Annotated in this window: 22 protein-coding genes and 2 pseudogenes; 4 read left to right on the top strand and 20 right to left on the bottom strand. The window is 41.6% G+C overall.

Translation table 11 applies throughout. From position 1 onward, the window contains the following. Positions 1–347: 347 nt before the first annotated feature. A pseudogene (locus DXD78_RS03530) lies at positions 348–728 on the bottom strand (hypothetical protein); the annotation flags it as partial. Positions 729–847: 119 nt separating this feature from the next. Here DXD78_RS03530 and DXD78_RS03525 point away from each other — a divergent pair. Further along, positions 848–1,210: a hypothetical protein gene (locus tag DXD78_RS03525; RefSeq protein WP_053078087.1), complete on the top strand. Its 363-nt coding sequence runs from the start codon at positions 848–850 to the stop codon at positions 1,208–1,210. A gap of 80 nt (positions 1,211–1,290) precedes the next feature. Here the strand turns inward: DXD78_RS03525 and DXD78_RS21005 are convergent, their stop codons facing one another. The 15 genes and pseudogenes from DXD78_RS21005 to DXD78_RS03455 all read right to left on the bottom strand — a co-directional run bounded on the left by DXD78_RS21005 (position 1,291) and on the right by DXD78_RS03455 (position 12,181). Next, complete coding sequence (locus tag DXD78_RS21005) at positions 1,291–1,446, bottom strand: hypothetical protein (protein WP_153093198.1); 156 nt, start codon at positions 1,444–1,446, stop codon at positions 1,291–1,293. A gap of 21 nt (positions 1,447–1,467) precedes the next feature. Further along, positions 1,468–2,016 carry a hypothetical protein gene (locus tag DXD78_RS03520; RefSeq protein ID WP_048317548.1) on the bottom strand — a complete coding sequence of 183 codons (549 nt, stop codon included), beginning with the start codon at positions 2,014–2,016 and terminating at the stop codon, positions 1,468–1,470. 19 nt (positions 2,017–2,035) lie between these two features. Next, entirely contained in the window at positions 2,036–3,301 is a 1,266-nt protein-coding gene (locus DXD78_RS03515; protein WP_048317550.1) for a relaxase/mobilization nuclease domain-containing protein, read from the bottom strand. Then, positions 3,298–3,693 (bottom strand): hypothetical protein, encoded by a 396-nt coding sequence (locus DXD78_RS03510; RefSeq protein WP_048317552.1) that lies wholly within the window; start codon positions 3,691–3,693, stop codon positions 3,298–3,300. Before DXD78_RS03510 ends, DXD78_RS03515 begins: the two co-directional genes overlap by 4 nt. Before the next feature lie 230 nt (positions 3,694–3,923). Further along, positions 3,924–4,766 (bottom strand): hypothetical protein, encoded by an 843-nt coding sequence (locus tag DXD78_RS03505; protein WP_048317554.1) that lies wholly within the window; start codon positions 4,764–4,766, stop codon positions 3,924–3,926. Positions 4,767–4,863: 97 nt separating this feature from the next. Next, positions 4,864–5,313: a helix-turn-helix domain-containing protein gene (locus DXD78_RS03500; RefSeq protein WP_048317556.1), complete on the bottom strand. Its 450-nt coding sequence runs from the start codon at positions 5,311–5,313 to the stop codon at positions 4,864–4,866. Between the two features lie 25 nt (positions 5,314–5,338). Further along, positions 5,339–6,478 (bottom strand): site-specific integrase, encoded by a 1,140-nt coding sequence (locus DXD78_RS03495; RefSeq protein ID WP_048317558.1) that lies wholly within the window; start codon positions 6,476–6,478, stop codon positions 5,339–5,341. 339 nt (positions 6,479–6,817) lie between these two features. Beyond that, positions 6,818–7,543, bottom strand: a complete 726-nt coding sequence (locus tag DXD78_RS03490) for a helix-turn-helix domain-containing protein (protein ID WP_048317560.1) — start codon at positions 7,541–7,543, stop codon at positions 6,818–6,820. Between the two features lie 290 nt (positions 7,544–7,833). Then, positions 7,834–9,135 (bottom strand): annotated as a pseudogene (locus DXD78_RS03485) (TraG family conjugative transposon ATPase); the annotation flags it as partial. Positions 9,136–9,150: 15 nt separating this feature from the next. Beyond that, on the bottom strand, positions 9,151–9,441 hold the full coding sequence (locus DXD78_RS03480; protein ID WP_117652515.1) for a DUF4133 domain-containing protein: 291 nt from the start codon (positions 9,439–9,441) through the stop codon (positions 9,151–9,153). 12 nt (positions 9,442–9,453) lie between these two features. After that, a complete protein-coding gene (locus tag DXD78_RS03475; protein WP_117652514.1) occupies positions 9,454–9,810 on the bottom strand; it encodes a DUF4134 domain-containing protein in 357 nt (118 codons plus the stop codon). A gap of 67 nt (positions 9,811–9,877) precedes the next feature. Beyond that, complete coding sequence (locus DXD78_RS03470; RefSeq protein ID WP_117652513.1) at positions 9,878–10,312, bottom strand: hypothetical protein; 435 nt, start codon at positions 10,310–10,312, stop codon at positions 9,878–9,880. Continuing rightward, complete coding sequence (locus DXD78_RS03465; RefSeq protein WP_199607936.1) at positions 10,294–10,911, bottom strand: MarR family transcriptional regulator; 618 nt, start codon at positions 10,909–10,911, stop codon at positions 10,294–10,296. The genes DXD78_RS03470 and DXD78_RS03465 overlap by 19 nt, the downstream gene beginning before the upstream one ends. Positions 10,912–10,914: 3 nt before the next feature. Beyond that, on the bottom strand, positions 10,915–11,313 hold the full coding sequence (locus tag DXD78_RS03460) for a hypothetical protein (RefSeq protein WP_117652512.1): 399 nt from the start codon (positions 11,311–11,313) through the stop codon (positions 10,915–10,917). A 28-nt stretch (positions 11,314–11,341) separates the two neighbouring features. Continuing rightward, entirely contained in the window at positions 11,342–12,181 is an 840-nt protein-coding gene (locus DXD78_RS03455) for a ParA family protein (RefSeq protein WP_117652511.1), read from the bottom strand. Positions 12,182–12,466: 285 nt separating this feature from the next. Here DXD78_RS03455 and DXD78_RS03450 point away from each other — a divergent pair, with 285 nt between their 5' ends. After that, positions 12,467–16,867 (top strand): sacsin N-terminal ATP-binding-like domain-containing protein, encoded by a 4,401-nt coding sequence (locus DXD78_RS03450; RefSeq protein WP_147328001.1) that lies wholly within the window; start codon positions 12,467–12,469, stop codon positions 16,865–16,867. Next, a complete protein-coding gene (locus DXD78_RS03445) occupies positions 16,842–18,638 on the top strand; it encodes an AAA domain-containing protein (RefSeq protein WP_147328000.1) in 1,797 nt (598 codons plus the stop codon). The genes DXD78_RS03450 and DXD78_RS03445 overlap by 26 nt, the downstream gene beginning before the upstream one ends. A gap of 52 nt (positions 18,639–18,690) precedes the next feature. Here the strand turns inward: DXD78_RS03445 and DXD78_RS03440 are convergent, their stop codons facing one another. Together DXD78_RS03440 and DXD78_RS03435 are read right to left on the bottom strand one after the other, a co-directional pair. After that, positions 18,691–20,259: a relaxase/mobilization nuclease domain-containing protein gene (locus DXD78_RS03440; RefSeq protein ID WP_117652508.1), complete on the bottom strand. Its 1,569-nt coding sequence runs from the start codon at positions 20,257–20,259 to the stop codon at positions 18,691–18,693. Between the two features lie 118 nt (positions 20,260–20,377). After that, positions 20,378–20,764, bottom strand: a complete 387-nt coding sequence (locus DXD78_RS03435; protein WP_117652532.1) for a hypothetical protein — start codon at positions 20,762–20,764, stop codon at positions 20,378–20,380. Positions 20,765–21,628: 864 nt separating this feature from the next. On the opposite strand from DXD78_RS03435, the gene DXD78_RS03430 reads away from it, so the two are divergent. Continuing rightward, the gene (locus DXD78_RS03430) at positions 21,629–21,841 is read left to right on the top strand and encodes a hypothetical protein (RefSeq protein WP_117652507.1); all 213 of its coding nucleotides are present in this window, start codon (positions 21,629–21,631) and stop codon (positions 21,839–21,841) included. A 75-nt stretch (positions 21,842–21,916) separates the two neighbouring features. Here the strand turns inward: DXD78_RS03430 and DXD78_RS03425 are convergent, their stop codons facing one another. Both DXD78_RS03425 and ppdK read right to left on the bottom strand, forming a co-directional pair. Beyond that, entirely contained in the window at positions 21,917–23,413 is a 1,497-nt protein-coding gene (locus DXD78_RS03425) for a phage integrase SAM-like domain-containing protein (protein ID WP_117652506.1), read from the bottom strand. Between the two features lie 213 nt (positions 23,414–23,626). After that, positions 23,627–26,347 carry a pyruvate, phosphate dikinase gene (ppdK, locus tag DXD78_RS03420; protein ID WP_022401040.1) on the bottom strand — a complete coding sequence of 907 codons (2,721 nt, stop codon included), beginning with the start codon at positions 26,345–26,347 and terminating at the stop codon, positions 23,627–23,629. Positions 26,348–26,445 lie beyond the last annotated feature (98 nt).

Below are 26,445 nucleotides of genomic sequence, written 5' to 3'. Positions count from 1 at the left end.
TGAAAAATTTCATCCTTCGTAGTTCAAAGTCGGGTGGTTGTCAAGATGATTTTTTTGGTTTGGTGTCGTCTTTTTTTAAGCTGCCGCATAACGGCTGGCAAATTGGCGATGGAGCCGACTTTTAGCACAAATGTTGAATAGAATTACTAATCTTCAACATTGCACAAAAGTTCAACCTCAAATCCGCAACTACGCGCCTAAATGATACAGAAGCGAAAAGAATCTGCATCGTTAGTAAAAGGGGGCACAGTGCAGTCACCATAAAGACATATAAATGCCCCTTACCCCACCATGCGACTTGAGGCAATACGCAAAATCACGACCATAAGTTGTCGGTGTCATCCAAAGTCATTCTGGGTAAGTTCCTTTATGGCTCTGAGAATCGTGTCGGCACTGCATGTGCGAAGTGTCGGATGAAGCGAGAGATGGTACATCAGATGAGTGGTGACATCCTCTATGCATGAGCCGCCACAGAAATAAACGCTCATAAGCGAACGGTTTCGTTAAGCCAGATGAGCAATGATGAGCTTGCTCGGGCATTGTCATGGCGAGAAACGGTCGGATAAAATCCAACGGATGATTTCGCTGTATTGATAACCATACAGCCTGCATCTCATACCGAGGGTTGAGTCGATTACAGATGAGAGATTGGAGTCAAATTGCTCCATTATTGAAAAAATTCCTTCAAAAGGAGAGAGGTTCTCAGATTTTATTGCTACCTTTGCCATGTCTGTCGGGTTTGATACATATTTTGATTTGCAACACTAAGATAGGTGAAAAATCTGACATAGCAAAATCCTGAGCAACTTTTTGTTGCTCAGGTACTTATAAAATAAGTTAAACTAAAATGCTGCGGAATTTAGGATATCTTGAAGAAGAACGTAATGAACAAATTAGAAAAGAAAATGAGAGACGATTCCAACAAGAGCAACAAAGGATAAACAATCAACGTCTTCATGAGATTAATGAACGTAATCGCATTGCTTTAGAACGGGAAAATGCGAGGAGAAGAGCAGAGGAAAAAAGAAAAGCGGAACAAAAGCGAAAAGAAACCAGTCGCACAAACACAAATGTTCCTCCGTCGCAACCGAAGAATAATCGTTGGTCAATAGGCTCTAATCCAACTCTTCTTCCACGAGCAACCTCATCAAAAACAGCAACTACAAAAACAAACTCATCTAATAAAACCGATGGAAAAGAGGGAAAGTAAGTAATCTTATTGCAAAATGAATTGTATATGCAGTCAATCGCCAGTCGGTTGGCTGCATTTTTTCTGTGTGCAAGGATGGTCTATTCGCCACCGATGGAGGGGCGGTTAGCACCGCTCGCCTCCAGATAGTCGTTTACTGCGTCACGCATGGTGAACTCTCTCATGCCTGTCTTTGCCCAGTAGATAAGGGCATCAACAGCGGCTTTTCTTGCCTTGCTGTATTCGTTGTCTGTCATGATTCTGATGTTTTGAGTTTTCTAAAAAAGTGTGATGCATATCCAAATGGTGATTTCAACAAAGATGATAGACCAACTTAGGAAAGCCAAGCCGAACATCCAGGCATAGGTGCTACCGTTGAAGTATGCACCCTCCTCGATATTGCGGATTCGTTTAAGCTCTTTCTGCTGGTGAGTGAACAGGTCGTTTATCCGCTTCTCATGCTCGTCAAGGGCTTGCTTGAAAGCAGAAATGGCGGTGTTGTTCCGCTTATCCAACTGGGCAACTCCTTCATCGTTGATGCCGACTTTGAGGTTGCTCTGCTCTGCCTTGACTATGGCATGGCATATACTATCCACGATGTTGTCCGTGCTCCTGTGGGCAGCCATAAGTGCCACTTTCGTTGATTCCAACCTCCGATAGGCATTGCCCAGTTCCTCCTTTGCCTCATAGAGTGCTTTCTTGGCTGATTCAATCTCTTTCAGGGTCACTTTGATTTCTTCCTTGCCACTCTCGATGTTCTCGTCCTCCTGCATCTGATTGTACAGGTTAAGCACATCCTGTGTGGCATCTTTCTTGTTTCTTCCCATACCGTTCTTGTTTGAAAAGTTATCGTTTCATGCCTCTCTTTATCGGCTTGCAGAGTGTGTTTGCTTGCATTGCGCAACGTCTTGCCCATTCACGGTCATCATCGTCCTTATCACGTCCCCAGCCACTGCCAGGACTGCCACCGCCACCACATGACTCAGACATCGATGTGGCAGCATCAAGGTAGTTCATGAAGAGCAGCATGGCTACATTCAGAATGTCAGTGTGGCTTGCGGATCCATTCTCGGGAACTTCGATACAACTGTTCATCGTGTCGTAAGCAGTTCTCGGCATGACTATGCTGAAACGCTCACCATCGACTTCAATAATCTTTCTCAATCCGGCAGGAAGGTCAGGTTTGGCAACATTGCTTGTACGAGACAGACCACCTTGCGATGCCGTATTTCTGCTGTCCAATGTGGTAGCGTTTGAAACAGAAGGAGAAGGTCTTTGACCAACTGCAACAGGTGTTGGCTGAGGGTGCAGCTTGCGGAAGGTATTCCCGATTTTCGATGCGGTGAGATTCCTTCCTACACCCAGTTCGGAAGCCTTGATGGTAGTTTTTCCGAACTTGAAGCGGTAGCCATGCACCCTGCCTTGACCATTCTTGTCACGGATAAGCTCGATGTCATATCCCTTTGCCCTCAATCGGTCGGCATATTCATCCCAATCAAAGAACGGCATTGAACGCAGCACATCCATACAGGCTTTGGTCACCTCTGCAATGCGTTCCTGACGAATATCCATGGCATCCTTCCAACCATGACGCTGATTGATGGCTTTCGCAGCCATCACGGCACGCTCACCGATGAACTTCACATCATTGAGATTACCGTCCATGTCGATGCGGTTCACCACCAGATGCAGGTGGGGAATGCCACTCTTGGAGTCACGGTGAAGGGCGGCAAAATATTGGGAGTTGGCTATGTTGGTCGGCTTGACCGAAGTTGCAGCCTTGCCTTTCTTCTTGCCGATGTGGTTCACCTTGGAGATACCATCCATCTCACGAATGAACTCGTCAAGGAATCTTCTCCAGTCCTCCATAGTCCAGTTACGTGCCTCCTCCTCAGATGGGGAAAGCTCAAAGCGGATGGACGTCAGTTCGATGGGCTTCTTGGCATACCTCTGCTTGAACATGGACTGATGCAGCACCATCTCGTCCCACATGCCCATCGGCGGCAGACCCTCGCTGAGATGGTTGGTCTTGACGATGTCCGCGCGATTGTTTTTGGTTGCGTAATTGGTCATTGCCTGACCATGCTGAATTGCTGACGCTTTTGCTATCATAACATATCCAAGAATTTGTCTCTAATGCGGCTCAATTCCTCTATCAGGGTGTTGATGCCTTGAAGCCAACGTTCCATGAAGTCGGCTCTCTTGAAGAGTTTTAGTCTCTCGGTCTGTGGCAGGGCATGAAGCGCATTGCGCACATAAACCAGTTCAGACCTTGCCCCGATTAAGCCCTTCAAGGCTTCCTCCTGCTCTGCGGTCATGGGTAGGGATGGCTTGTGTCCGATGCCTAAGTCATGAAGATATGTGCTCTTGCTCCTGCCTGACAGTCGGGCATTATGTACTACCAAGTCGTAGTGTTCTTCTGTGAAACGAACGTCAATGTGTCTGGTCTTCGGAGGTCTCTTCCTTGAGGTTTTCTCCGTGTTGTTATTCTTGTCTTTTGTCATTGTAGATGGGGTTTATAAAGTTTATACTTGATATAACAGGACAGCCAATGTGAGCCTGCGAACATTCAAGAATGCCAGTAGGAAGCGGTGGGCGAAGCGAAACCGTCTGACACTGGTACTTCTTGTTTAGACCTCCGAAAAAAAACTACGGCTAATAGAGGTAGCGGCTTCTGGATAGCTTGCCTGTCGGGAACGTCAATAGTCGAAATAAGGGAAAAGTAGAGATGACATCATGAGTGACTTGGGGTGATATGCGCGCCATGTCTCTCCGTGTGATCCTCGCATCGTCCTTCATGGGGCGGTGGCTGCAAGAGGTTGCCCTCGTCATCATAGACAGGAGACGGCAGCAACTCAATGGGTGATGCCCCTTCTCCTTGATTGCAGTCATCTTCTGACGGCTGTCCAACCTCATACTCAAAATGGTCATCACCTTCCTTTTCCCTTTGTTTGAAGTCTTGTGGTATCGGAGAAGGATCTGAAAGTCCATCCCCGATAACATGAGAATTAACGAAAGGGGAAGAGGTATTATAAGAGGCAGGAACATGGGGCTGCAGAATGTCAGTAGTGGCAGGATTGACGCTGCTGTCTTTCTGCTGACCTATGCCATTGGAAAGATTGCCTTCCGAAGAGCAAGCGGTATCGGATGGGACATTGGACACCGATTCCTCTTGGGTGGCGGAAGTCACGGATTGACGGTTGTAGAAGGGGTTCTTGATGGCTTCCTTGATGCCGTCAACGTACCAGAAGGCGATGCATAGTATCGTATGTATGGAGGTGCGGTTGTTCCTCTCGGTTGAGAGGATGCCCACCTGATTGAACAGTTCCACCACCTTTGCCGCTGTCTTGCGGTCACACTTCCAAAGGGCAGACAGCTCAACGGTAGAGATGGCAAACTGCCCGATGGAGAGAGAAGCGGAGAAGCCTGTCTTCAGATAAACACTTGGCTTGGTGGATGCCATTGATACAAAAGTGCCGAAGGCGGTCATGCGGTGGAAGCCCTGCCTGTCATCCTTCAAGAAATCGAGCTGTTCCTTGGTCAGCAGGATTCCGTATTTTATGCTTTGGTTACTCATCTTGAAAAACTGATTATTAGTGAAACGGATTACTCAGCAAAGAAAGAATGAATAGTTTCTCTTTCCCCTTTCGTAAAAAGTAGATTACATGATTCTCTTATCCGTCATGCCATTCTTCCCCATCAGGATTTTTCTCGCCCTTGACCCTCTTCATGGAGGCAGGCTTGTTCTTCTTGCTTTTCTGCAACATTGCCAGATGAGCCTCGAAGTCTGCCTGTTCCTCCTGGGTCGATTCGTAAGGCTTGTCCCATGAGCCACCTGCCTCAATCCATTTTATCAGCTGGTCTTTGAAGAAGTAGAGCGTGTTCCCTCTCTTGTAGAAAGGAATGCGCCTTTCAGATGTGTAAGCATAAAGCGATGAGACTTTCTTTCGGACGAAGGCACTTGCCTCTCTGATGTCCATAAGAACATGGTCATTCTCGCTCGGAGCATTGCCTATTCTCTGACCAATGTCATCAAGACGAGTCATCATCGTATTGACCTTTGTCAGAAGTTCGCCAACTGCACTGGGCAGTTGGTCGAACGATAATGATTTGTTTTCTTCCATTTGTTATCCTGATTATGTTTTTCACTTATGTCTGGTCACTCTCTTCCTTTGTTGGTATTTTGAGCGAGATACGTTCTGCCGCATCACGTTTGAGTTCGTCCACCACATCGGCATACACCTGAGTAGTGGCAAGATTGCTATGGGTAAGCAGCTTGCTCACGGTGTAGATGTCCGTTCCCTCTGCCAACTGCAAGGTGGCAAAGGTATGACGGAAGCAGTGGAAGGTGATGTGTTTCTCGATGCCGGAAGCCTTTATCCACGGTTTGAGATACAATGCCACTGTACTGTTCGTGAGATTCTTGAACACCTGTCCAGTGCTTCGCTCGCCACAGAGCTGCAAAGCCTCTTCGCTGATAGGCAGGATTGCAGCGGTGGAAGTCTTCTTTGTGATAATGTCCATTCCCCAGCCGCCATCAGCCAACTTGACGATATTCTCCCACTGGAGTCTGATGCAGTCAGAAAGGCGAAGACCTGTAAGGCAGGAGAAGAGACCTGCACGGCGAAGGACATCACTCTTGCAAGGAGTCTGAGACAACTGCAACAACTCTTCCTTGGTGAGGAACTGCCGCTTGTTGCCATGAGCCTTGGCACGCACAAGTTTCTTGGCGATATTCTCTTTGAGCAGTCCGTCCTCGTATGCGATGGCAAGGATGCACTTCAACTTGGTAAGGTTGTTGTTGGCTGTTGTTCCCATCATGCGCTTGCCGTTGTGCATACAGGCATCCGACAACAGGTAGTCGAGGAATCCCTGGCAGTACGGAACGGTAAGGTCGCAGAAGCGGCACTCGCCATGCGTGTAATTGTGGAAGTGCATGTAGGCGGTTGCCCAGTTCTGGCTGCTGCCACGCTCAATCATGAGGTTCTTGAAATATTCCAAGAAGCTCTCCTTGCCCTTGTTGCGGTCGAGGAAGCCATACTCCTCATTGATGATGGACTCAGTCCTGCGGCACTTGATGATTTCCGCTTTCTGAATCATACTTTTGTTGTACTCCTGCTGAAAGCGTTCAACAGGGTTGGTGTAGATGTAAAGACCAAGGTACTCCCTGCGTGAGAGCTTGCCTGTCTTCGGGTTGCGGATTGGAGGATAGAAATCCAGATAGAGGGAAGTCTGTCCGTTCTTGATAGGTCGTTTCCGCACGGTGACCTTTGTACAAATGTTCGTCATATTGTTATTCTTTTATTATTCTTACCGATGTGTATCTGTGGATGCGAATAGCCATGGTCGCAACGCTTTAACTCTCAAATCCGATGCAAAGTTAGATTGCCGTGAAAAGAGAAAAGCAAAGATGGCTTCAAATACAGCCAGAATTTAACCTGAATTTGCTTTTGAGTATGATTTTACGCTCAAAATCAGACTAAAAGCAGGTATTGGATGCGTTTTTTGTCTTATATCCGTTACTCTGCGTTGTGGGTTTGTTTCGACCGACATGGATGGGTGCTGCATAGCAATTGCAACGGCATGGGTCGTATATGAGTTTGTTTGAACCATCTCTTGACTTGTGTCTCACTTCCGTTTTGCCTTGGTCGTAGTACTGCTTTTCTCTGCCTTCTTGCGTGCAGCCTCCCAGTCTGCTTTCAGATAGTAGTTGGCTCTTCCGCCTTTGAACTTTCGGATTCTCACTCCATGGGTCTCCGCAAATCTGCGTACCTGTGTCTTGCCTAATCCGTAGAGTTTCATGATGTCGAAGCAGGTGTACCAGTCATCGGAAATGTTCTTACCCTGTTCTTCATTATAAAGCCCGATAACCCTTTCCACGTCTTCTTTCTTGAAGCAGGTCGTTCCCCATGCGTGAACTGACTGGAGTTGGTAACGATTGCGGACTTCATAGAATCTTCCATACTTGATATTAAAGGTGCTCAACACCTCTGCCATTGTGTAATGGGTGTCGTGGGTTACTCCATCAGGTGCTCTTTCACCAGCCCTGGGAGTCTTGCGACACTTTGCCAACTTGTTGACTGAGCCAGTCTCGGCATCTTTTAGCCTCTGTGCTTTCTTGGACGTTGCTCCTTCTAACGATAGGGAAGAAGGGAGAACCACCTGATAACCTTGTCCCTTGGCTATTTCAAGAAGGTCTTGCAAATAGATCCTGGTCATGCGTGTACCGAAATTTACGGCTCTTAGCCTGCCTTGACGAATAAGACTGCGTACTGTCTTGACGCTGATGCTTACTGCCTGCGCTGTTTCCTCTACGGACATCAGCACGATTGGAATGCGAGTTGTAGTATTCATTTTTACCGTTATTTTTGAATTTTGCAGTGACTCATGGGGGATGGTCCTTGACGGAAACTTTTAAGAGGAAACAAGGGGAAATAAGAGGAAATAAGAACCCTCATTAAGAACCGTGTGTCCCTCTGCCCATGGTACAACCGTGGTACAAAATTACTATAAACGGATGAAACTCGCAATAGGCGGTTGGAGCGTTATGTTAATGAATATGTATTGAAAATGAGCTATTTATGACGTTTCTCTAAGTTTTGTTTGGAGTTCTTTTCGATGCGTTTTAGTCCATATGACATGCATATGACATGCATGTGGAAGGACTTGCCGGAACCGGAAGGACCGATACAGAAGAAGTTGGCATTGTCCGTCATCTTCCTTTTGCCTTCCTTGCCGGTAATGTCGATGCAGACAGGAAGTCCCTGACGGTCGGTGTAGTATGTGGTCAGCGGTGTATCCTCAGACTCCTTCAGATGTTCCTTGAAGAAAAAGCACAGGGCAGTATCCGAAAGCGTCAGGAACAGGTCATAGTCCGGGTTGAAGGCATAGCCGTTACCGGGAAAACAGTCAATGAAAAGCTCCAGCTGGTTGTAGGCTGTTCTTGACGGCATGATGCCGCACTCATACAGCTTTGTCTCCAGAAAGGAAGTTACCGGAGTAACCTTGTCAGGGGGGCAGCTCACCAGAATGTTAAAGTTGCAATATACAAGCATGGTACTGTCAACGGCCAGCCTGTCCAGCACTTCCTCAATATCGGCCTTTGCAATACGGTTGCTCGGGTCCGGCATGGAACCGTGACGCTTCGCCTTGGCCTGAAGCTTGCGCAGCAGCTTCCTCTGTCCCGGTATCTGAATGACCTGGTTGAACACCACACAGTCCGAGTAGGGGACGCCGGTCAGGAAAGAAAGCAGGTCGGTTGCGATACCGTACCCGTTGATGTTCATCTGCGTGTACGGCTTTATCATGGAAGGCAGATTAATCTCGTCAATGTCCACCAGCGGATAGGAACGGATAATCCGGTCACCTGTCCTGAGATATTCGTCTGAAGCCTTGAAGTTGGTCATTGAGAACGGTCCGTGCCGGAACTGGAATGCCATGAAACGGTGACAGTACTCGCTGACTTCCTCCTTGCCGAGCTTTCTGTGCCGGATATGCTTCTCCGTCAGAATATCATCCGTCTTTGATACCTTGGCATGGAAATCGAGCCATCTTTTCGGGTCATACTGGATGAACTGGCTTCTCTGGGCCTCCTGGGTGAGGATAAGAAAAGTCCTTATCTCTGTGAATTCCCTTCCCTCGAAGTATCTGAAATAACTCCTTGTCAGGAACTCCGCATCGTCCGGCACGTCATGGTGATATGCCTGTCTGCACATAATATCCTGCTTCTGTAGTGCATATCCCTCACCGATGGTCTGAAGGATATTGGATAGCACGTCATGAAACAGCATGTACTGCTGCGCATCCGTACAGAGCTGCTGGACCGGATTGGTTATTTCAAAGATAACGGACGGCTCGCCTCTGGCCGAGAACAGCACTACATTGCCGTCCGTCTCCTCCAGCTGCGCATAGAGTCCGTCAAATATTCTTTTCCTTTTGTGTGCCATACTGTATAAAGTGATTTACTGTTCTTTTCTCAGGTTTCTGTAGATATAGATACCTCTTGCCCTTTTCTTGTTGTGGAGTCCTCCACGCTGCTTGATGTAGATGGTTATCAGTCCCACCAGTGCCATGACCATCATGGCTATGAATCCTGCAACCTTTCCCAAAGCGATTGAGAAACCGATGAAGCCTACGAATGATACGCCTATGGCTGCCGCTGCCAGAGTGAGGAAACGGCCACGTATGCCCATAAACTCCAGCGGTTTCTGCAATCCCTTGAACACAGGGTATCCTTCCTGATTCATTGTCATGCCGGGAAAGGATTACTGGAAGAACAGCGGGAGAGCTTCCGAGAGTGCGATGAATGCAATACAGCCTCCGATGGTAAGCATGATGGTCTTTTTCACGTCTTGGTCTCCGTTCTGCATCTTGAAATAGACGTTGAAGGCACCAACCAGGACGATAACGGCAGCAATGGCCTTCATCAGGTTCGATACCGGAGTCTGGTAGGAACTGACTTCCTGGGTGGCCTTGGTAAAACCTGCTGCACCCTTGCTTCCTGCCATTGCATTGGATGTGGAAATAATCAGTGCAATGGCCGCCATCACACTCTTCTGTGCAAAACTTGAACCGATGAAACGCTCCGTAAGATTCCGGGCATTTTTCTTTATTATCTGCATTTCTGAATAATGTTAAAGGATTTCATCGCCAAAGAAACAGATGTCACTAAAGGAACGGTATATAATATCAGGCGTTCTCACAGCTGAAGATAACGGCACCGAGATCACTGGTACCGGTCTCTGCCAACCGGTTTATTTCCTGAATGATATTCTCTACCAGAATGCCGTCAGTCATGATGGCCTCCCGGTAAACGTGTCTGGAAGATTCTGATTTGGATGCAGATTTCTCTGTACCGTCAGAATCAGTATTTTCATTCTCAGGTTCGGGATTCCCTGTATTATTCTCTTCCTGATTCTCTTCTTTGGATTCAGGTTCATCCCGGTTTATCCTTATCGGTCTGAAGCTTCGTGCCTCTTCCGATATGTCAATGTCCTCTTCTTTATGGCTGTCCTGCTCGGCATTCTGTGCGGCCTTTGCCCTCTGGAAGTCCATGAAAATCATTGCCGCATAGTAGAATACCATTGCCATGAAGAGAAGGAATACTATCTGTCCGTACTGCATGGCTGTTGTAATATGATGTTGGATGAAAGAGCGGAACTGTCCTCCGGAAACGGAAGGATATGCAGTCCCAGTCTGATACCCCGGCTTTCCAGACGTTCCCTGCGTTCCGTTGTGCCGGTATAATAAATCACGTTGTGTTCCTCACTGATGATGTATCCGTTTGACTTCATGTTTGAGCGCACCCTTACCTTCGCCCTGTTTGAAATGACACGGATACCGGTTATGGGTTCCAGACCGAAGACGATACGCCGTCTTTCCCTCTTTACCATCTGGGTACGGATACGTGAGGAAATCAGGTGTTTCTCTTCACTGCTGCGTTTCAGTTCGAGTGCAGCGGCTATACGTCCGACACTCATCCGGGTAATGCCGAGAGCTTTCCCTATCTCAGAGAAGGAACACTCTTGGAAATGATTCCTGATATAGTCGGCACGCTCCATCCATCTGGATTTGGCCATTTTTACAAGTCCAAGCTCACGGGCTTTCAGCTTGACGGTCGATTCGCTCAGATTGAGAACGGCAGCGGTATAGGCCGTGGTCTCTACCGGATACAGCTCGACAAGAGCGGCCAGCATCCTGTCGGTCCAGTCTGTCTTTTTCATATCCTACAGATTATAACTGTTAAACAACGATTTCTTTTCCCTTCTGTATTCTGCCAGACGTGGCAGGTATGACTTGAAGAATGCCCTTACGATGGCATTCACCAGGTCAGAGCGGCACCTGCCATGTATATCGCAGTCATCAAGTGAATCCGCAAGGTCACGGTCGAGTTTGCAGACAAGTCTTTCTGTTTTGTCCGTTCCCGAACCGTCCGATTGCAGGAATTCCATGAAGTCATCCCAGCATCCTGTATCCGAAAGGGAAACAGCAGTATCCTTTTCCTGTGCTTCATTATTATTTTCCTTTTGTTTAACTTGTGTTCCTGCGGTATCTTGCGTCAATATAAGTTCTGAATCATTGATGCCTCTTGTCAGGTCATCTATTTCTGGTATATCCTTACTCATAGTGCTATGGTTATTGAAGTGTTACTGATTATTCTGGTTCTTTGTTCTGATTACCTGTACCAGACTGGCCGGTATTGTTTTGTGAAGCTTCATCAGACGGCTGTGCCTTCTTTTTCTTCTTAGGCTTGGGATTCAGATTTTCCGTCAGCTGTATGCCTTTGAGTTCTTTTTCCCTTATCGGTTCAAGTGTATCGAAGATACTCTGATAGACCTTGTCAAATACCGGTGTAACGATAGCAGCCTGCATATCCAGTGCCGCCATGGTGCTGAACCGTTCCATGTCCGCACGTTTGGGAATCTTTGCAGTGACGTATCCATAGTTGGAGAAAGTATCCCTTGCATTGTCCCAGATAAGCAGTTCGGAACGCTTGCCGATTCTTCCGTCATTCAGATTGGGAATGATGAATAGTCTGGCTTTCATCCTTTCACCGACAGCCTTCTTCAGCCGGTCAACAAACATGAGGAAACTGGCCGTGGACGGAACGGTTACCAGGTCATAATGAAATGGAACAATGATGATGTCAGAGTTGACGAACATGGGTATCAGCCCTTCCGCTTTCAGACTGCCGGGAGAATCCATAAGTACAACGTCAATTTCAGGATCATTGTGCAGCTTCTCCATAAGGGAAGTCATCATCGCCTTGTCGTTGGCTTCATATGCCCATACCTCGTATGGCATTTCCTGTTCGCCGTATTTTCTGATGTCGGACTTTCGGCACTTCATGATGGAGTGCTGGAAGTCGCAGTCAATTACCACAACTCTTACACCCTTCGTCACCAGATAGTTGGCAAAAGTTACGCAAAGGGTAGTCTTTCCTACACCTCCTTTCTGATTGGCAAATGTCACTATAACCGGAGTCTGTATCATTTCAAGTATTGATTGATTTTGTGACAAATGTATTAACCAAGTTTTTCAGGTAAGAAATGTACAACACATTTGTGATTTGGGATGGATAAACTGAGATATTAAGATAGATTTGATTAAGTTATTCGGATTGATTGAGCTAAAAAGGTTACATATAGTAGTAGACTTATCATAGGGATTATTATAAATAATACATAGTAATATTTTTGCAATGTTTTCTGTAGAATAACTATAAATAATAATAATATTTGATGTTGAATTAGTACTTTTGTGTAAACTGAAAATTGTATGAAAAATAATATGAAACTTAGATTATTAGGATATTATAATTATCCTAACCAAGATATGTATCCAGAGAAAGATAGAATTGCAGAAGCAAATGAATTAGCACCTTTACTAGATGCTTCGCTTCAAAGTATTTACCAAAATCCTAAAACAGATGCATTAATAAAAAGAATGATAGATTCTGCTACTGTCTTCGTATTTAAGGATGAAGAAAACCATCTATACGGTTATTTTACAAAAAATAAAACTGTTCGACTTACAGATGTAAAATATAATAAATATTCAATAGAACAGATTCCATTCAAATATAAGGCTTGGTTTTATCCTGGTAAACAAATTACAATTATGCAAGAAAAGATGCTAGGCAAAAAGAAAGAATCATTTAAAGAAGAAATTACTGAAGATGGCAAACAAGAAATATCATCACCAGATGTAAATACTGATGCTATGAATGAAGTCTTCGACAATATGTATATTACAAATGTTGAAAAGAGACTTCGTGAATTGAATGCACCTTCAGATATCGATAAAAAACGATGGGTTTGGGAACTTATTCAAAATGCAAAAGACACAATAGCATTGGATCCTAATAGGAAAGAGATTAACGTACGTATTGATATTCACGGTGATATTGTTAAGTTTAGACATGACGGTGCTCCATTTACTGCTAAAGCTCGCTATGGTCTTTTGTACAAATATAGTGGAGGTAAGGAAAATCAAGAAAGTACAGGTAGATTTGGTACTGGTTTTTTGACAACTCATTGCCTTTCTAAGATTGTTACAATTGAAAGTAATCAGTATTCAAATAAAGATTGTACTGAGCTTTGCGGATTTGAGGTTACTATGTATAGAGATGGTCTCATCTCAAGTGAGCTAATTGATGGTCTTAAAAAAATGCGAGCTTCTGAAAAATTTTTCAAGCAAACATTTGATTGGACTACATTTACATACCATATAAACTCTGATTCCGGAAGAACAGCCGTTAAAATGGGAATTGATAATTTCCATGAGAATATTGCTCAAACAATGTTATTTTGTAAAGAGTTGAATTCGATAGAATTAAACGATAATGGTAATGTGACTAGAATAAAAAAATTACCACAGAGTTGTGTTGGCAACAATATATTTCTTGCAGAATATGAAATAGAAAGTCCACTAAAATCTTGTAAAAGACGTTTTTTATTTTCTCATTATGAAGGACCATCTAAGGAACTTTCAGAACGCTATCGAGCAGATAGAATTTTAAGGCTTGATGTTGCAATAGAAATAGATGAAAATAATAATATTGTAAACCATATTGGTAAGACATCTCACTATTGTGTACTTCCTTTAGTAGGTATTGAGGATCAGTTATGTGAACCAGTCATAATAAATAGTCCGGATTTTGAGCCTGATAGTGAAAGACAAAGTTTAATGCTTAGTGGGCAAATATGGAACGAAGAAAAAAATGTAATTACTGAAACCGGTATTAACCGAATAATATATGCACAAGTGTTTCCTATTTATGAGAAACTCGTAAATTACCTTTCATCTAATAAATTTGGTTGTCTTTATTATCTTGCTACTGGTTTAGACAAGGTTAAATCTCATAAGAATCTAGATAAGGAATGGTATGTACCTAATGTAATCCATAAGTATAGAGAGATTCTTTTGAAGTATAATGTTGTAAAAACATATAATGATGAATCATATAAAAAACTTACTGACTGTATCGTTGTTAAAGAAGACAAGCTTGAGGATGAAATAGAATTATATACTTTGCTAGAATCACTTTATCCAAATAAAATTGTAGCTGAAAATCATGAATGGTCCTTGCTCCTTTGGAAAAATGGTTTAAATCTTTGGTCAACTGAAGATTTGTGCATTGATGTTGAAAGTAAAGAAAACTGGTTAAATATAAACCTTATAAATGACACGCTAATAAATTGGTATAATAAATTTCTTAAGTTTATTTCTACTTATGATGTTCGATACTTAACAGAATATGCATTGTTGCCCAATATGAATGGCAAACTTCTAAAGAAGGATACTGATGGCTTTCAACAAGGTCAGAATATTTCCACTTTTATAATCAATTTATTATATAAACTTGGAAAAGATGTAAAGCCTATACTCTTACATAGCGATATATCAACTATATCATTAGATTCAAAATATAATTCTCAAAGCTATAGTGCAGATGTAAATCGCTTAGCCAAAGCGATTATTGATAATAATCAATCCAATAAGATTTCACTTTTGTTACCTTTGATATCAATAAATCCTGATAACAAAGAAAAATATTCTAACGAATTTATAAATCAAAGAAAAAGGTTTTTTGAAATATGTACTTCTTTATATTCATTATCTGGAATTACAACTGTAGTGGATAATAATCTTCTTGAAGGTGCATGGAAGGAATTGGATAATTGGTTCGTGTTTAGTATCCTTAATAGTCTTAAGGTTGCAGGCTCATTATCTAACTTACCAATGGGCCTTGATGCAAGGTGGCTTAATAATGCATTGTTGGCTCTTAATATTCAAACAGCTAAGTTAAATCAGTTTGAGGTACTTCCGAATCAGGAAGGAACTTTTCATGCTCTTAAAGATTTATATGAAGATGCTGGTATTCCAGACGAGCTAAAGCACAAAATCTTTGAATCTGTCGATATGAATTATAAGAAAATCCTTTTACATAAGGATATAGATGCATCTGCATTTTCTGTAAATCAGAAAAAAACAATCTCATCATTTGCAGCAGATTTGAGAGAAAAATTTGCAATAACCAGTGAATCTTCTAATGGTAATTATTTTAGAGGGGCTTACCATTATAAATCACAAGAAGTCCTAGATAAAATTGCGCTTTATGTTATTAGCATCCTCCCACAAAATAAAGAATCTGAATTATATAAGTATCAAAAAAATATTTATTCTATTTCAAAAGCAATATTGACTTCTCAAATATATAATGAAAGTATGATTTGTTTTGATGCTTCTGACTTATGGCAATCAGCAAATGGATATGTATGTAGCCAAATACATGAGACGATATCTTCTTTAGGCTCTGTTGATGCTCTCAATACTTCGTTAGGTATGATAGGTGAAGTCAAAGTTTGGGATTTTCTTAATAAATTCTATAACTTCCTTTCACATGCTAATATAACATATTCATCTCTTTCCATTTTTCCAAACCAAAATGGAATTTTTAAACCATTTAATAGTCTGAATAAAGATGAAGGTAATATTGGCGATTTACTTAAGGATGTAATATTAAAATTGGTTGACAGTGAATCGGAGTATAGAAATATTTTGATAGATACCCATAGTTGTCTGCAACCACAAGCCGTAATCAATGCTAATAATGCATATAAGCTAATAGATGATAAAGTATATGAGTATTATCAGATTCCAGCGAAATGGGAAGATAAAAATTATATTGATGCTGTACATGAATTAATTGAGGTTTGGAAAGAACAGTACGGATTATTTAATGAAAATAATTTCCCTAAGACTAAACCAATAGAGGATTCTATTGTTTTAAATGTGGTATGGAAAAAGGAGAAGCGTGAACTTCTAATGAATGTTAGCAGTAAACTTACAGATGAACAGATTCAAATCATTATAGAAAATAGTGATCAAATCGGTGAGTTGACAGACAAGGTCAAAAAACTTGAAAGTGAAAATGAAATATTAAAAAGTCAACTGGCTGCTTTGGGTATGATAAGTGAACCTGACCCAGAAATTAAAAATGCAGATGATTATAATACTGATAAACTTAGTGATGTAATTATACCGGTTCAAATAGATTGTATTAAGGAATCTGGTGAACATTGTACTATTACTGTTGCAGAACCTCAATATGCAGGTCTTTCAGCTGATGAAATGAGAAATTTTTTAATTCAAGCTAAAACAGATGTTAAACTATATCTTGAAGAAAAAGGGTATAAGTTTACAAAAGGTATATGTGAAGATTCATGGTGTAATATTTATGGAGTAAAAGACCCTCGAGGGAAAGAAGTTCCTATTGTTGTTCATAGTTATAAATCAAGAAGACGTGCTTTTTCTCTTAATACTTCTGATTGGGAACAACTTTCAAAAGATGGTTCTATGCTTTGGGTTGTTACAAATGATGGTCCTCAATGTGTACCATTCTATGCACTTCCGCGTGATACAAATACCATTGCAATAACTTTTAGTCCAGATAACATGCAATATAAGAGTAGATGTATTGCCCTTGCCGAGACACTAAAATATTTCAAGGGACTTCATTTTAATTTTGGTACATCAATTAGTAACAATAAAACACCAGAACCATTCAATAACCCCAATGAGGAACTTAAATTAGCAATGAGAGACATTCATGATTTACCAGCTCAATCAACAATAACTCCAACAATTGGTGGTAAAGAAGATACTTTATTATAATATGTATATTGATAGACATAGCCATTGGCAATTCCTTGAAGATGAGATGAAAGCAGAAACTGAGGAATTTAATAAGAAGTTTATGACTACAGCCATCTCCTTACTTATAAATAGTGAAGAGATGTTTGTAGCCCAGTTTGTTACATTTAAAGATGGAGAAATGATTATGAAATTCCCCAATACTAGATCTTTGCCAAGAAAAGGGGAATTTCTTATGTGTATGGTTCTTCCTCCTAATTTACAAAATTATCGCAATTGGGGGAAATTAACATATCGTGATTTATATAAGCAAAGATATAATTCAACTGAGGCGGTGTGTATTTGGCATTCATCTACTAATGACAAAAATTTTTCTTTAGTCGGTTTCAGAAGAGTTAGTATAGACTTTGCTGAATACATAAAAGAGGTTTCTGGTATAATTTTGGTATTTGGTCCGCAACGTCCACCTATCGATTATCTAATGAACCTTCAACGAATTGTAGAAGATAAATCTAGTCCGAATGTATCCTCTATTTTGGATAATACATATTTTACCAAAGAATGGACTCCCATACTTATAAATCATGACAATGTTTCAAATTTTGTTTATAATCAATTAAGTCTTACTGACACTATGATTATACAAGGACCTCCAGGTACTGGTAAAACTTATATGATATCGGAATTATGCAAAAGACTTTGTAAAGAAGGCTTTTCTGTTTTAGTTACAGCTTTGACTAATAGAGCGTTAATGGAGATAGCTGAAAAGCCGGCAGTAGCCTCTCTTCTTAATGAAGGAAAAATCTTCAAGACAAATATCACGATAGATGAACATCGAGAAAATTCAAAGTTGGAACCAATTAAGCATATAGTGCCTATTCCGTCAGCAATTATTTTATCTACATATTATATAACAAGTGGTTTTGCTGCAGATTTATCTTTAGAAACTCCTTTTGATTATATAATAATGGATGAAGCTAGTCAAGCACTATTAGCAATGTTTGCAGCTAGCAAAAAGATTGGAAAACATAATCTGTGGGTTGGTGACATCCATCAATTATCACCTATCATTGCATTAAATAGAGATAGGGTGAGGATTTCTAATTATAAAGAAATGATAAATGGCCTGCAATTACTAACAAATAGTAGTTCTTCTCCTATATATCAATTATCCACAACATATAGATTTGGACAAAGAGCTGCTAATTATACAGGAATTTTTTACAATGGAACTATAGTGGCAAAAACAACAAAATATTTTACCGACTTGCCTTCAATACAAAAAATTCTTTTTACTGAAGGAGGGCCTACATTGGTACTGACAGATATGCCTTCAGGAGAATATACTCCCCAATTTGCTCTTATGTTGACTACCTATATTGTAGGAAGTATTATAAGAGATGTAAAAGATAAAAAAATAGCAGTCCTAACGTGTATGAAGAATACTACACGTGCATTACAAAAAGTGATAACACAAAATATAGGATCTATGAATAATATTATAATTGAAACAATTGCTAGGATACAGGGGCTAACTACTGATGTAACAGTTTTTTTTGTGCCGAATACATCCTATATTAGGACTCTAGAACCCAATTTATTTAATGTAGCAACAAGTCGAGCAAAAGAACATACAATCATAATAGCAGATAAAAATTTGCTTGAATATCCTACAATAACTCCTTATGTTAGGTGTTATTTAGAGAGGTTAAAATCAGAAAGATATATATATATTCCAGCCCAAAAAAATATTAATAAATATCTAGAACAAAATTTTATGTTAGAAGAATAAGACTTAAACATTTAAGCCTAGAAATTTATAAAGTTTTTGAAGGCTAAAATTATTAATTTATTTTCATAGAATGATTATCGTCAAAAACATCATAATTTACATTATGGCCAACTTCCCACTCACGTTTCTCGCTATGGCTGCCACCACCTGCATCATGCAGTTTGGCCTTGCCAGAGAAACGTGAAGTAGGTCTTGTTGATTGCAGGTATTTATGCCGTCCAATTTGCTTCATCGGCTGTTTCTTCAATCGTTCAAGATTGAAGTTTTCTTCAGTAAGATTTATAATGATATGTTGCTTGAAATTGATGGCATAAGTTGCTTCCTCTTCATGACGGATAGTAAAGCCCTCTTCATGAAGTCGGCTTCTGACAGAGGAAACATTTTCGTCATTGAATATCTCACGCAGACGGTTTACAGCATCAGTGTAGTAGTGTGTTCTTTCCGGAGATATATCTACTAAATCTTTCCGAGATACCTTGAAGATTTTGCAGAGTAGATCACGTTCAGCCTCAGTTGCCGGGTTGAACATTTCTACCATAGCTATACGGTTATTACGGTCAATTGCTTCTGCCATAAAAGGTTTTAACGGACGGCTTTGGCCATCAAAATAAATGATGCCTTTCTTGATATAGGCACGCTGCTTCCTTATTTTACTGTATATTTCACTCTGGGTAATCTTAGGATTAAGTGTCAGTAATCGGTCAATATAGTCCTCAATCCGATTAAACCGCTCTTCAGGAGTAGCAAAGTCCAGAAGTTCCCCGACAGCCAAGACTCTTGCACCATTTATGACAGTCCTATTAGTATGGTCAACAAGCATATAACCGTATGGCGCATCCTTCTTGCCGAAGAACACAATGTCAATGCCGAACTTCGTTTTTAGTTCCTTCTGTAGTTCCTCCTTGTTGGAACTTACATCACGGTATTTCTTTAATATACTTCTAAGCTGACGGCAACGAGTCCTTTCCCGATAACCGCTCTTGAAAAGACTTTCTATTTCAGAAAAAGGCATTTCCTTCTGAACCTTTCCACCATGCCTGACGAATACATTCCCATCTTTCTGATATACTTCATATCCCATGGAAACCATGATTGCCTTAAACTGGGCAAAGGAAGAGAATGTATACTGTTTGGCTGCATCAATATCATTTTCCGTTTTCTTTTTCCTGTCATTCCCAATAATACGGTCAATGACCTCCTGGGAACGTCTGCGCTCATGGCTGTGCTGAATCTTTCTTCCATCAGATGCCACCCTTGAAGTAATAATATGAAGATGGGTATTCTCCGTGTCATAATGGGAATAAACAAGCAACGGCTGACCGGATTCTCCGTATCCCATTTCCTTGAGATACTGGTGTACGAAATCCAGCAGCTCATCTTCCGACATTTCGTGACCTTTACATGATATGGCTACATGAAACTGCGGTTTCCTGATTCTGCTGTTCTGTGAACTGTACTTCTGGAGATAACCGACCAGCTCACTTTGTGTAGGCTTGTGAAAAATTCCGAGTGAACCGAAATTCTGAATCTCGATAAGCCGTGCTACACCTTTCGAGACTTTATGTTCATTGTAACCGACAGCATGAAAGTTAGTGCTTCCCGGTAATATGGTTGCTATCATATTGAATCTTAATTTATCAAGGTTTTAGTGACTGAGTAACCGAAATGCTTCAAGCTCATTAATCTATGGTTACACAATAATAATATCAGAAATGATTGAATACCATGTAACTAATAACTCAGATTCTGACAGCTTTCTGTGTCAGAGAATCAAGGTCTTTCTTTATTCGGTTCAATGTATCCTGTGTTTCAAGGATAACCGGTAACAGAACTTCCTGAATATAGCTGGGTGCGAGTAACCCGGCTACCGCAAGCTCATTGGCACGTTTAACTGACTGATTAAGGTTTCCTCCAGCCCAGGAAAGTTCATTCTGATATTTCCGGTAAAACAAACCCAAATCATTCATCAGTTCGAGCTGCCTTTTGGTTCCGATATTTGAATACTCTGCCAGTGCCGAGCGTATATAATGACTCACAGATGAATAGGAGGCAGATTTCTCCTTAAACAGCTGTACTTCCTCCGGTGTCATTCTTACCTTGATGTACTTGGTTCTCTGATTCTTCATGCTTGAATACATTGGTGGTTAGGTTTCCCGGACCATCTTTCGCCATGCGAAACAGCGGCCAGCCGCTCCGATACGCCAGCATTCGGCAAGTTACTTTTGTGAGTACGAAACAGAGTTTTGTGGCCACAAAAGTACAACTTGCTTGGAAAATTCTGCATGGCAGAACAATGCCATCCGGAAATGATTATTACACCCAAATTTACCGGAGAAAGCCGTTGCAAACCGAAATCAACAACACAATTCTTTGGAGACATACTCCTGCTAACCATGTGCCGTAGCATCCGGTTGTCTTGGAATATCCATATAGCGAAATATTGTTGTATAGAGTCCTAGAACTTATCAAACCAATTTTCAGGTATTCAGAAACAGATGCTATAGGTATTTTTCAATCTTAGAACTATACGAAATTCAGTAATCAGAAAATAATGTTGCTTTAATAAACCAAAGTTTCAAAAACACACAAGATGTAGTTATATATGATAAATGGTTATTGCTTTCATTAAATCTATAGCCAATGTAATATGTAACTCCAATATCATGATAGCATGGTAAAAGTAACCAGCTTATCTAAGTTATTGGAATCCCAATAAAAGGGAAAATATAATCTTGTAGCTGATTCAGCTGATGAAATGGCTATCGGGAAATCTTATTATATCTGAACTTGTATTGTAGAAACATTCAAACAGAATAACCTTGTTTTCAGAGTCTGGAAATACCTTGTTATTATGGTGATATAATACAGATAATCAGCAAAAAAACTACTCGAATAATAAGAAAATAGTGTTGCGTAAATTTCTGTATCTCATTGATTTTTAGTATATTTATATAATTAATAAGCTCTTATACTCATAAATATTACACATTATGTTTGAACTGCTGTTGATTATATATCTGCTGCCGGTACTTATTATCGGTATGCTGCTCCTGAAGCTGGTATTCTGGCTTTTGAGGTTTGCCATACGTCTGGCAGTTTGGTTAATCAAGAAAACTTTCATTCTTATATGGAAGCTTATCATACTTGTCTTTGCTATAATTATAGGCCGTGAAATCATGCCCAGGAATCAACCGGACAAATAGAAAGAACCGTATCAGTAAGTGAAATGATACGGTTCTGATATGAATTAGGATAATTGTTCCCTCTATGTGTCCAATTTAGAATCCCTTACCTTTACTTCTGACATATACTGCTTCTTTTTGAGAATCACAGTTTGTTAATCGGAACTGTACATTACATCCTACGGGTATGTCATTAGGAAGCTGATTGGCAAGTGCTGAAATAACATCATCAACGGTATCAAAACCTATGTCCGTAACTTCGGCAATGACTTCGCCTTTAAAATATGCTCTTCCATATATCATCATCTTTTTTGTAATACGAAACATTTTCTCTGAAGGTGATTCAAAGTTACGAACCAAACTCTGTTTACTGTTTTTATTACTGAAAAATATGAAGTCTATGATTTTTGCATTAAGTTCCCATGCTGGAGTAAAGTCTATTTTTACATAGCCTCTTGTTATATTAAATCCATGGCTATGGTTCATACCGAATGCTACCTCATACATATTTGCTCCACAATCGTTTTGAGCAATGGTTGCCCAGGTATGACGAAACGTATAAAAGCAATAATATTCCTCCTTGGACATTCCCATATCTTGGCATATTCGCCTGATTCCCATATTTATATTGGCATTGAAACTATCGGAATTACTATAACGACTATGAAAATTAAACAGATATTCATCTGTTTGGTCCGTAGATAGATATTTGTTAAATGTATCCTGTATAAACGGTTCAATACGAATCTCCATGTATGCTTCATCCCTACGACTATGTCTTGTTTTCGCTCTCTTATATCCTATAATACCATTTTTATAATCTTTCTTTTTCAGTTCGTAAAGGTCTATCGTGTTAATACCACCCATACACAATGAAAGCAGGGCTATATCTCTGCCGAGTTCAGGAAGGGGAGATACCATTTTACTTTGTGGCAGAGGACGATTAAAGAATTCACGACAAGCTTCTGCACTGATTGCTCTTTTCAGTGTATTGTCTGATTTTGGGATTATAATTTTTAGCCATGGATTGTATTTTATACGCAAAATACCACGTTCTTCGTCATTCAATTCTATGATTGCTTTCTTAAAAATCTGTCTGATGCAAGTGGGATACATTTCTTTTGCTCTGCTGGTCTTATACAATGTGTCAATCCATTGTGTTAAAACAGAAGTCGTAAGAATGCTAAACATGATTTTGGTAGTACCTATATACCGTTCTAAATGATTGACTGCAAGTTTATAGTTTTTAGCATTACGTTCATGCCCTTCAGATTCCATCTTCGAAATAAACTTTCTCGCATAATCACTGAAGCATGTCTCTTCATCATTTTTGTGAAGGAATTCTATGACATCTTTAAGTTCCCAAAATGTAGCGTCAACACGATTCAGTTTGTCTGTATATTGGCGTATGATTATAGCACAATATTCATTCACTACCGGGTCTGTTAACTCACCATTACTGGTTATATGAGCCGAATCAATAATCTTGTTAGTCTTTATATAACTTGTTTTGCGCTGATGTGTGACTCTGATGTAAACTGTATAGAATCCATCTGATCTTGGCTTTTTTACCGTTGCTTTGAATGTTGTCATACCTACTATATTTTAATGATAAAACAATGGGGAAAACTTTGGGGTAAACGGGGTAAACATGGCCATTTTTGGGGTAAACATAGAGTAAAACAAATACGTTTATTTGGCTCATTTTTTGCGGTCAAATGTACGAACCGTCTAAGCGCAAATCAGGCTGTAATTACCATAAAACGGTGAATTACAGCCTGATATAAAAATAATGTTTTTAAGAGATTATTCCTCTATTGCCGCCTGCGCCGCAGCCAGACGTGCAATAGGCACACGGAACGGAGAACAGCTGACATAATTCAAGCCAACTTTGTGGCAGAACTTCACAGAAGAAGGCTCACCGCCATGTTCGCCGCAGATACCGCACTTCAAATCCGGACGGATAGCACGTCCCTTTTCAGTAGCCATGCGCACCAACTGTCCTACACCATTCTGGTCGAGTACCTGGAACGGGTCTACTTTCAGAATCTTCTTCTCCAGATAAATCGGGAGGAAGGAAGCGATATCGTCGCGTGAATAACCAAATGTCATCTGAGTCAAGTCGTTCGTACCGAATGAGAAGAACTCGGCAGAGGAAGCAATGCGGTCGGCAGTCAAGGCGGCACGCGGAATCTCAATCATTGTACCTACCTTGAAGTCGATGCTGTCACCCACTTCTTCAAACAACTGGGCAGCCTCAGCACGAATCACTTCTTCCTGCTGCTTGAACTCATACAAGATACCGGTCAGAGGCACCATGATTTCAGGATGGGTTTCAACACCTTCCTTCTTCAATTCCAAAGCAGCACCCAGGATGGCACGCGTCTGCATCTGTGTAATTTCAGGATATGTATTTCCCAAACGGCAACCACGATGACCCAACATCGGATTATGCTCACAAAGTGCCTCAACACGTTGCTGGATATACTGGAGGCTCACGCCCATCGTATCTGCCATTTCCTGCTGTCCCTTCAGGTCATGGGGAACAAACTCATGCAAAGGAGGATCAAGCAGACGCACCGTCACCGGACAGCCTTCCATTGCTTTGAAAATTCCCTTGAAGTCAGCTTGCTGGTAGGGAAGAATCTTAGCCAAAGCCTTGCGGCGCCCTTCTGCATTTTCTGCCAGAATCATCTCGCGCATGGCTTTAATCTTCTCGCCTTCAAAGAACATGTGTTCCGTACGGCAAAGACCGATACCCACAGCGCCAAAATTACGTGCTACTGCGGCATCATGAGGAGTATCCGCATTGGTACGAACCTGCAGCTTCGTATATTTGTCTGCCAAATCCATCAGTTCCGCAAAGTCACCGGACAGCTCAGCCGCTTTTGTCTCCACCTTGTCTTTATATACTTCACCGGTGCTTCCGTTCAAGGAGATATAGTCACCTTCTTTCAACAGTACACCATCCACTTCCACTGTACGCGCCTTGTAGTCGATGTTCAAGGCACCTGCACCAGACACACAGCACTTACCCATACCACGAGCAACCACTGCCGCATGCGAAGTCATACCACCGCGGGCAGTCAGGATACCTTCGGCAACTGCCATACCTGCCAAATCTTCCGGAGAAGTCTCGATACGTACCATCACCACACGCTTGCCGGCAGCATGCCATTCGGCAGCATCATCGGCAAAGAATACGATTTGTCCCGTAGCGGCACCCGGAGAAGCGGGAAGACCACGAGTCAACACCTTAGCTTGTTTCAGAGCTGTCTTATCAAATACCGGGTGGAGCAGTTCGTCCAACTTATTGGGCTCACAACGCATCAATGCAGTCTTTTCGTCAATCATACCTTGATGGAGCAAGTCCATGGCAATCTTCACCATAGCGGCTCCGGTACGCTTACCGTTACGGGTCTGGAGGAACCAGAGTTTACCCTCTTGTACTGTAAACTCCATATCCTGCATATCACGGTAGTGATTTTCGAGTTTTGTCTGCAAAGCATCCAGTTCCTTATAGATTTCCGGCATAGCCTCCTCCATGGAAGGATATTTGCTGACACGTTCTTCTTCGCTTACACCGGCTAATTCAGCCCAACGTTGAGAACCGATTTTTGTAATCTGTTGCGGAGTACGGATACCGGCAACCACGTCTTCACCTTGTGCATTAATCAAATACTCGCCATTGAAAAGGTCTTCACCGGTAGCAGCATCGCGGCTGAAGCAAACACCCGTAGCAGAGCTCTCGCCCATATTACCGAATACCATAGCCTGAACGCTTACGGCAGTACCCCATTCGTCAGGAATTCCCTCCATCTTACGATACAAGATGGCGCGTTCGTTCATCCAGGAGTTGAATACGGCACAAACGGCACCCCACAACTGCTCGTAGGCACAAGTCGGGAAGTCTTTTCCGGTTTGTTCTTTCACCGCAGCCTTGAACTTCTTCACGAGTTCCTTAAGGTCTTCCACCTCAAGCTCGTTATCCAGCTTCACGCCTTTAGCATGTTTCACCTCTTCTATAATAGCCTCGAACGGGTCTACATCTTCCTTGTTCACCGGTTTCATGCCCAGCACCACGTCGCCATACATCTGCACGAAGCGACGGTAAGAGTCCCATGCAAAGCGTGCATTGCCCGTCTTGCGCGTCAGGCCTTCCACCACTTCGTCATTCAAGCCAAGATTCAGGATAGTGTCCATCATGCCCGGCATGGAAGCGCGCGCACCCGAACGTACGGAAACCAGCAACGGATTCTCCACATCACCGAATTTGGAACGCATCAGTGTTTCCACATGGGCAATGGCTTGTTCAACTTCATTCTTCAACAGAGCAACGACTTTATCCTGCCCCATTTCATAATATTCCGTACAAACTTCTGTCGTTATTGTAAAGCCCGGAGGAACCGGAACCCCTATAAGGTTCATTTCTGCAAGGTTAGCACCTTTCCCACCCAAAAGGTTTCTCATATCGGCCTTTCCTTCTGCCTGGCCGTTACCAAAGGTATAAACTCTTTTTTTGTCCATAATATAAATTTAAAGTTTTTGATAGTGATTTCTCTTTTCTGCTCGCAAATCTAAGTATATTTCGCAGACTAGAAAACTTTTTCAGAAAAAACTTTATG

The organism is Bacteroides sp. D20, from assembly GCF_003436255.1.
GTDB lineage: Bacteria > Bacteroidota > Bacteroidia > Bacteroidales > Bacteroidaceae > Bacteroides > Bacteroides uniformis.
The sequence above is the reverse complement of the archived record's forward strand: the minus strand, read 5'-3'. Positions and strand labels throughout refer to the sequence as shown.

Coding starts and splice junctions, on each gene's coding strand:
- DXD78_RS03510 (WP_048317552.1), bottom strand. CDS start 3,693: ATGACAAAAGACAAGAATAACAACACGGAGAAAACCTCAAGGAAGAGA.
- DXD78_RS03440 (WP_117652508.1), bottom strand. CDS start 20,259: ATGATAGCAACCATATTACCGGGAAGCACTAACTTTCATGCTGTCGGT.
- DXD78_RS03495 (WP_048317558.1), bottom strand. CDS start 6,478: ATGACGAACATTTGTACAAAGGTCACCGTGCGGAAACGACCTATCAAG.
- ppdK (WP_022401040.1), bottom strand. CDS start 26,347: ATGGACAAAAAAAGAGTTTATACCTTTGGTAACGGCCAGGCAGAAGGA.
- DXD78_RS03455 (WP_117652511.1), bottom strand. CDS start 12,181: ATGATACAGACTCCGGTTATAGTGACATTTGCCAATCAGAAAGGAGGT.
- DXD78_RS03525 (WP_053078087.1), top strand. CDS start 848: ATGCTGCGGAATTTAGGATATCTTGAAGAAGAACGTAATGAACAAATT.
- DXD78_RS03425 (WP_117652506.1), bottom strand. CDS start 23,413: ATGACAACATTCAAAGCAACGGTAAAAAAGCCAAGATCAGATGGATTC.
- DXD78_RS03490 (WP_048317560.1), bottom strand. CDS start 7,543: ATGAATACTACAACTCGCATTCCAATCGTGCTGATGTCCGTAGAGGAA.
- DXD78_RS03465 (WP_199607936.1), bottom strand. CDS start 10,911: ATGAAAAAGACAGACTGGACCGACAGGATGCTGGCCGCTCTTGTCGAG.
- DXD78_RS03450 (WP_147328001.1), top strand. CDS start 12,467: ATGAAAAATAATATGAAACTTAGATTATTAGGATATTATAATTATCCT.
- DXD78_RS03480 (WP_117652515.1), bottom strand. CDS start 9,441: ATGACAATGAATCAGGAAGGATACCCTGTGTTCAAGGGATTGCAGAAA.
- DXD78_RS03515 (WP_048317550.1), bottom strand. CDS start 3,301: ATGATAGCAAAAGCGTCAGCAATTCAGCATGGTCAGGCAATGACCAAT.
- DXD78_RS03460 (WP_117652512.1), bottom strand. CDS start 11,313: ATGAGTAAGGATATACCAGAAATAGATGACCTGACAAGAGGCATCAAT.
- DXD78_RS03475 (WP_117652514.1), bottom strand. CDS start 9,810: ATGCAGATAATAAAGAAAAATGCCCGGAATCTTACGGAGCGTTTCATC.
- DXD78_RS21005 (WP_153093198.1), bottom strand. CDS start 1,446: ATGACAGACAACGAATACAGCAAGGCAAGAAAAGCCGCTGTTGATGCC.
- DXD78_RS03505 (WP_048317554.1), bottom strand. CDS start 4,766: ATGAGTAACCAAAGCATAAAATACGGAATCCTGCTGACCAAGGAACAG.
- DXD78_RS03500 (WP_048317556.1), bottom strand. CDS start 5,313: ATGGAAGAAAACAAATCATTATCGTTCGACCAACTGCCCAGTGCAGTT.
- DXD78_RS03470 (WP_117652513.1), bottom strand. CDS start 10,312: ATGCAGTACGGACAGATAGTATTCCTTCTCTTCATGGCAATGGTATTC.
- DXD78_RS03435 (WP_117652532.1), bottom strand. CDS start 20,764: ATGAAGAATCAGAGAACCAAGTACATCAAGGTAAGAATGACACCGGAG.
- DXD78_RS03520 (WP_048317548.1), bottom strand. CDS start 2,016: ATGGGAAGAAACAAGAAAGATGCCACACAGGATGTGCTTAACCTGTAC.
- DXD78_RS03430 (WP_117652507.1), top strand. CDS start 21,629: ATGTTTGAACTGCTGTTGATTATATATCTGCTGCCGGTACTTATTATC.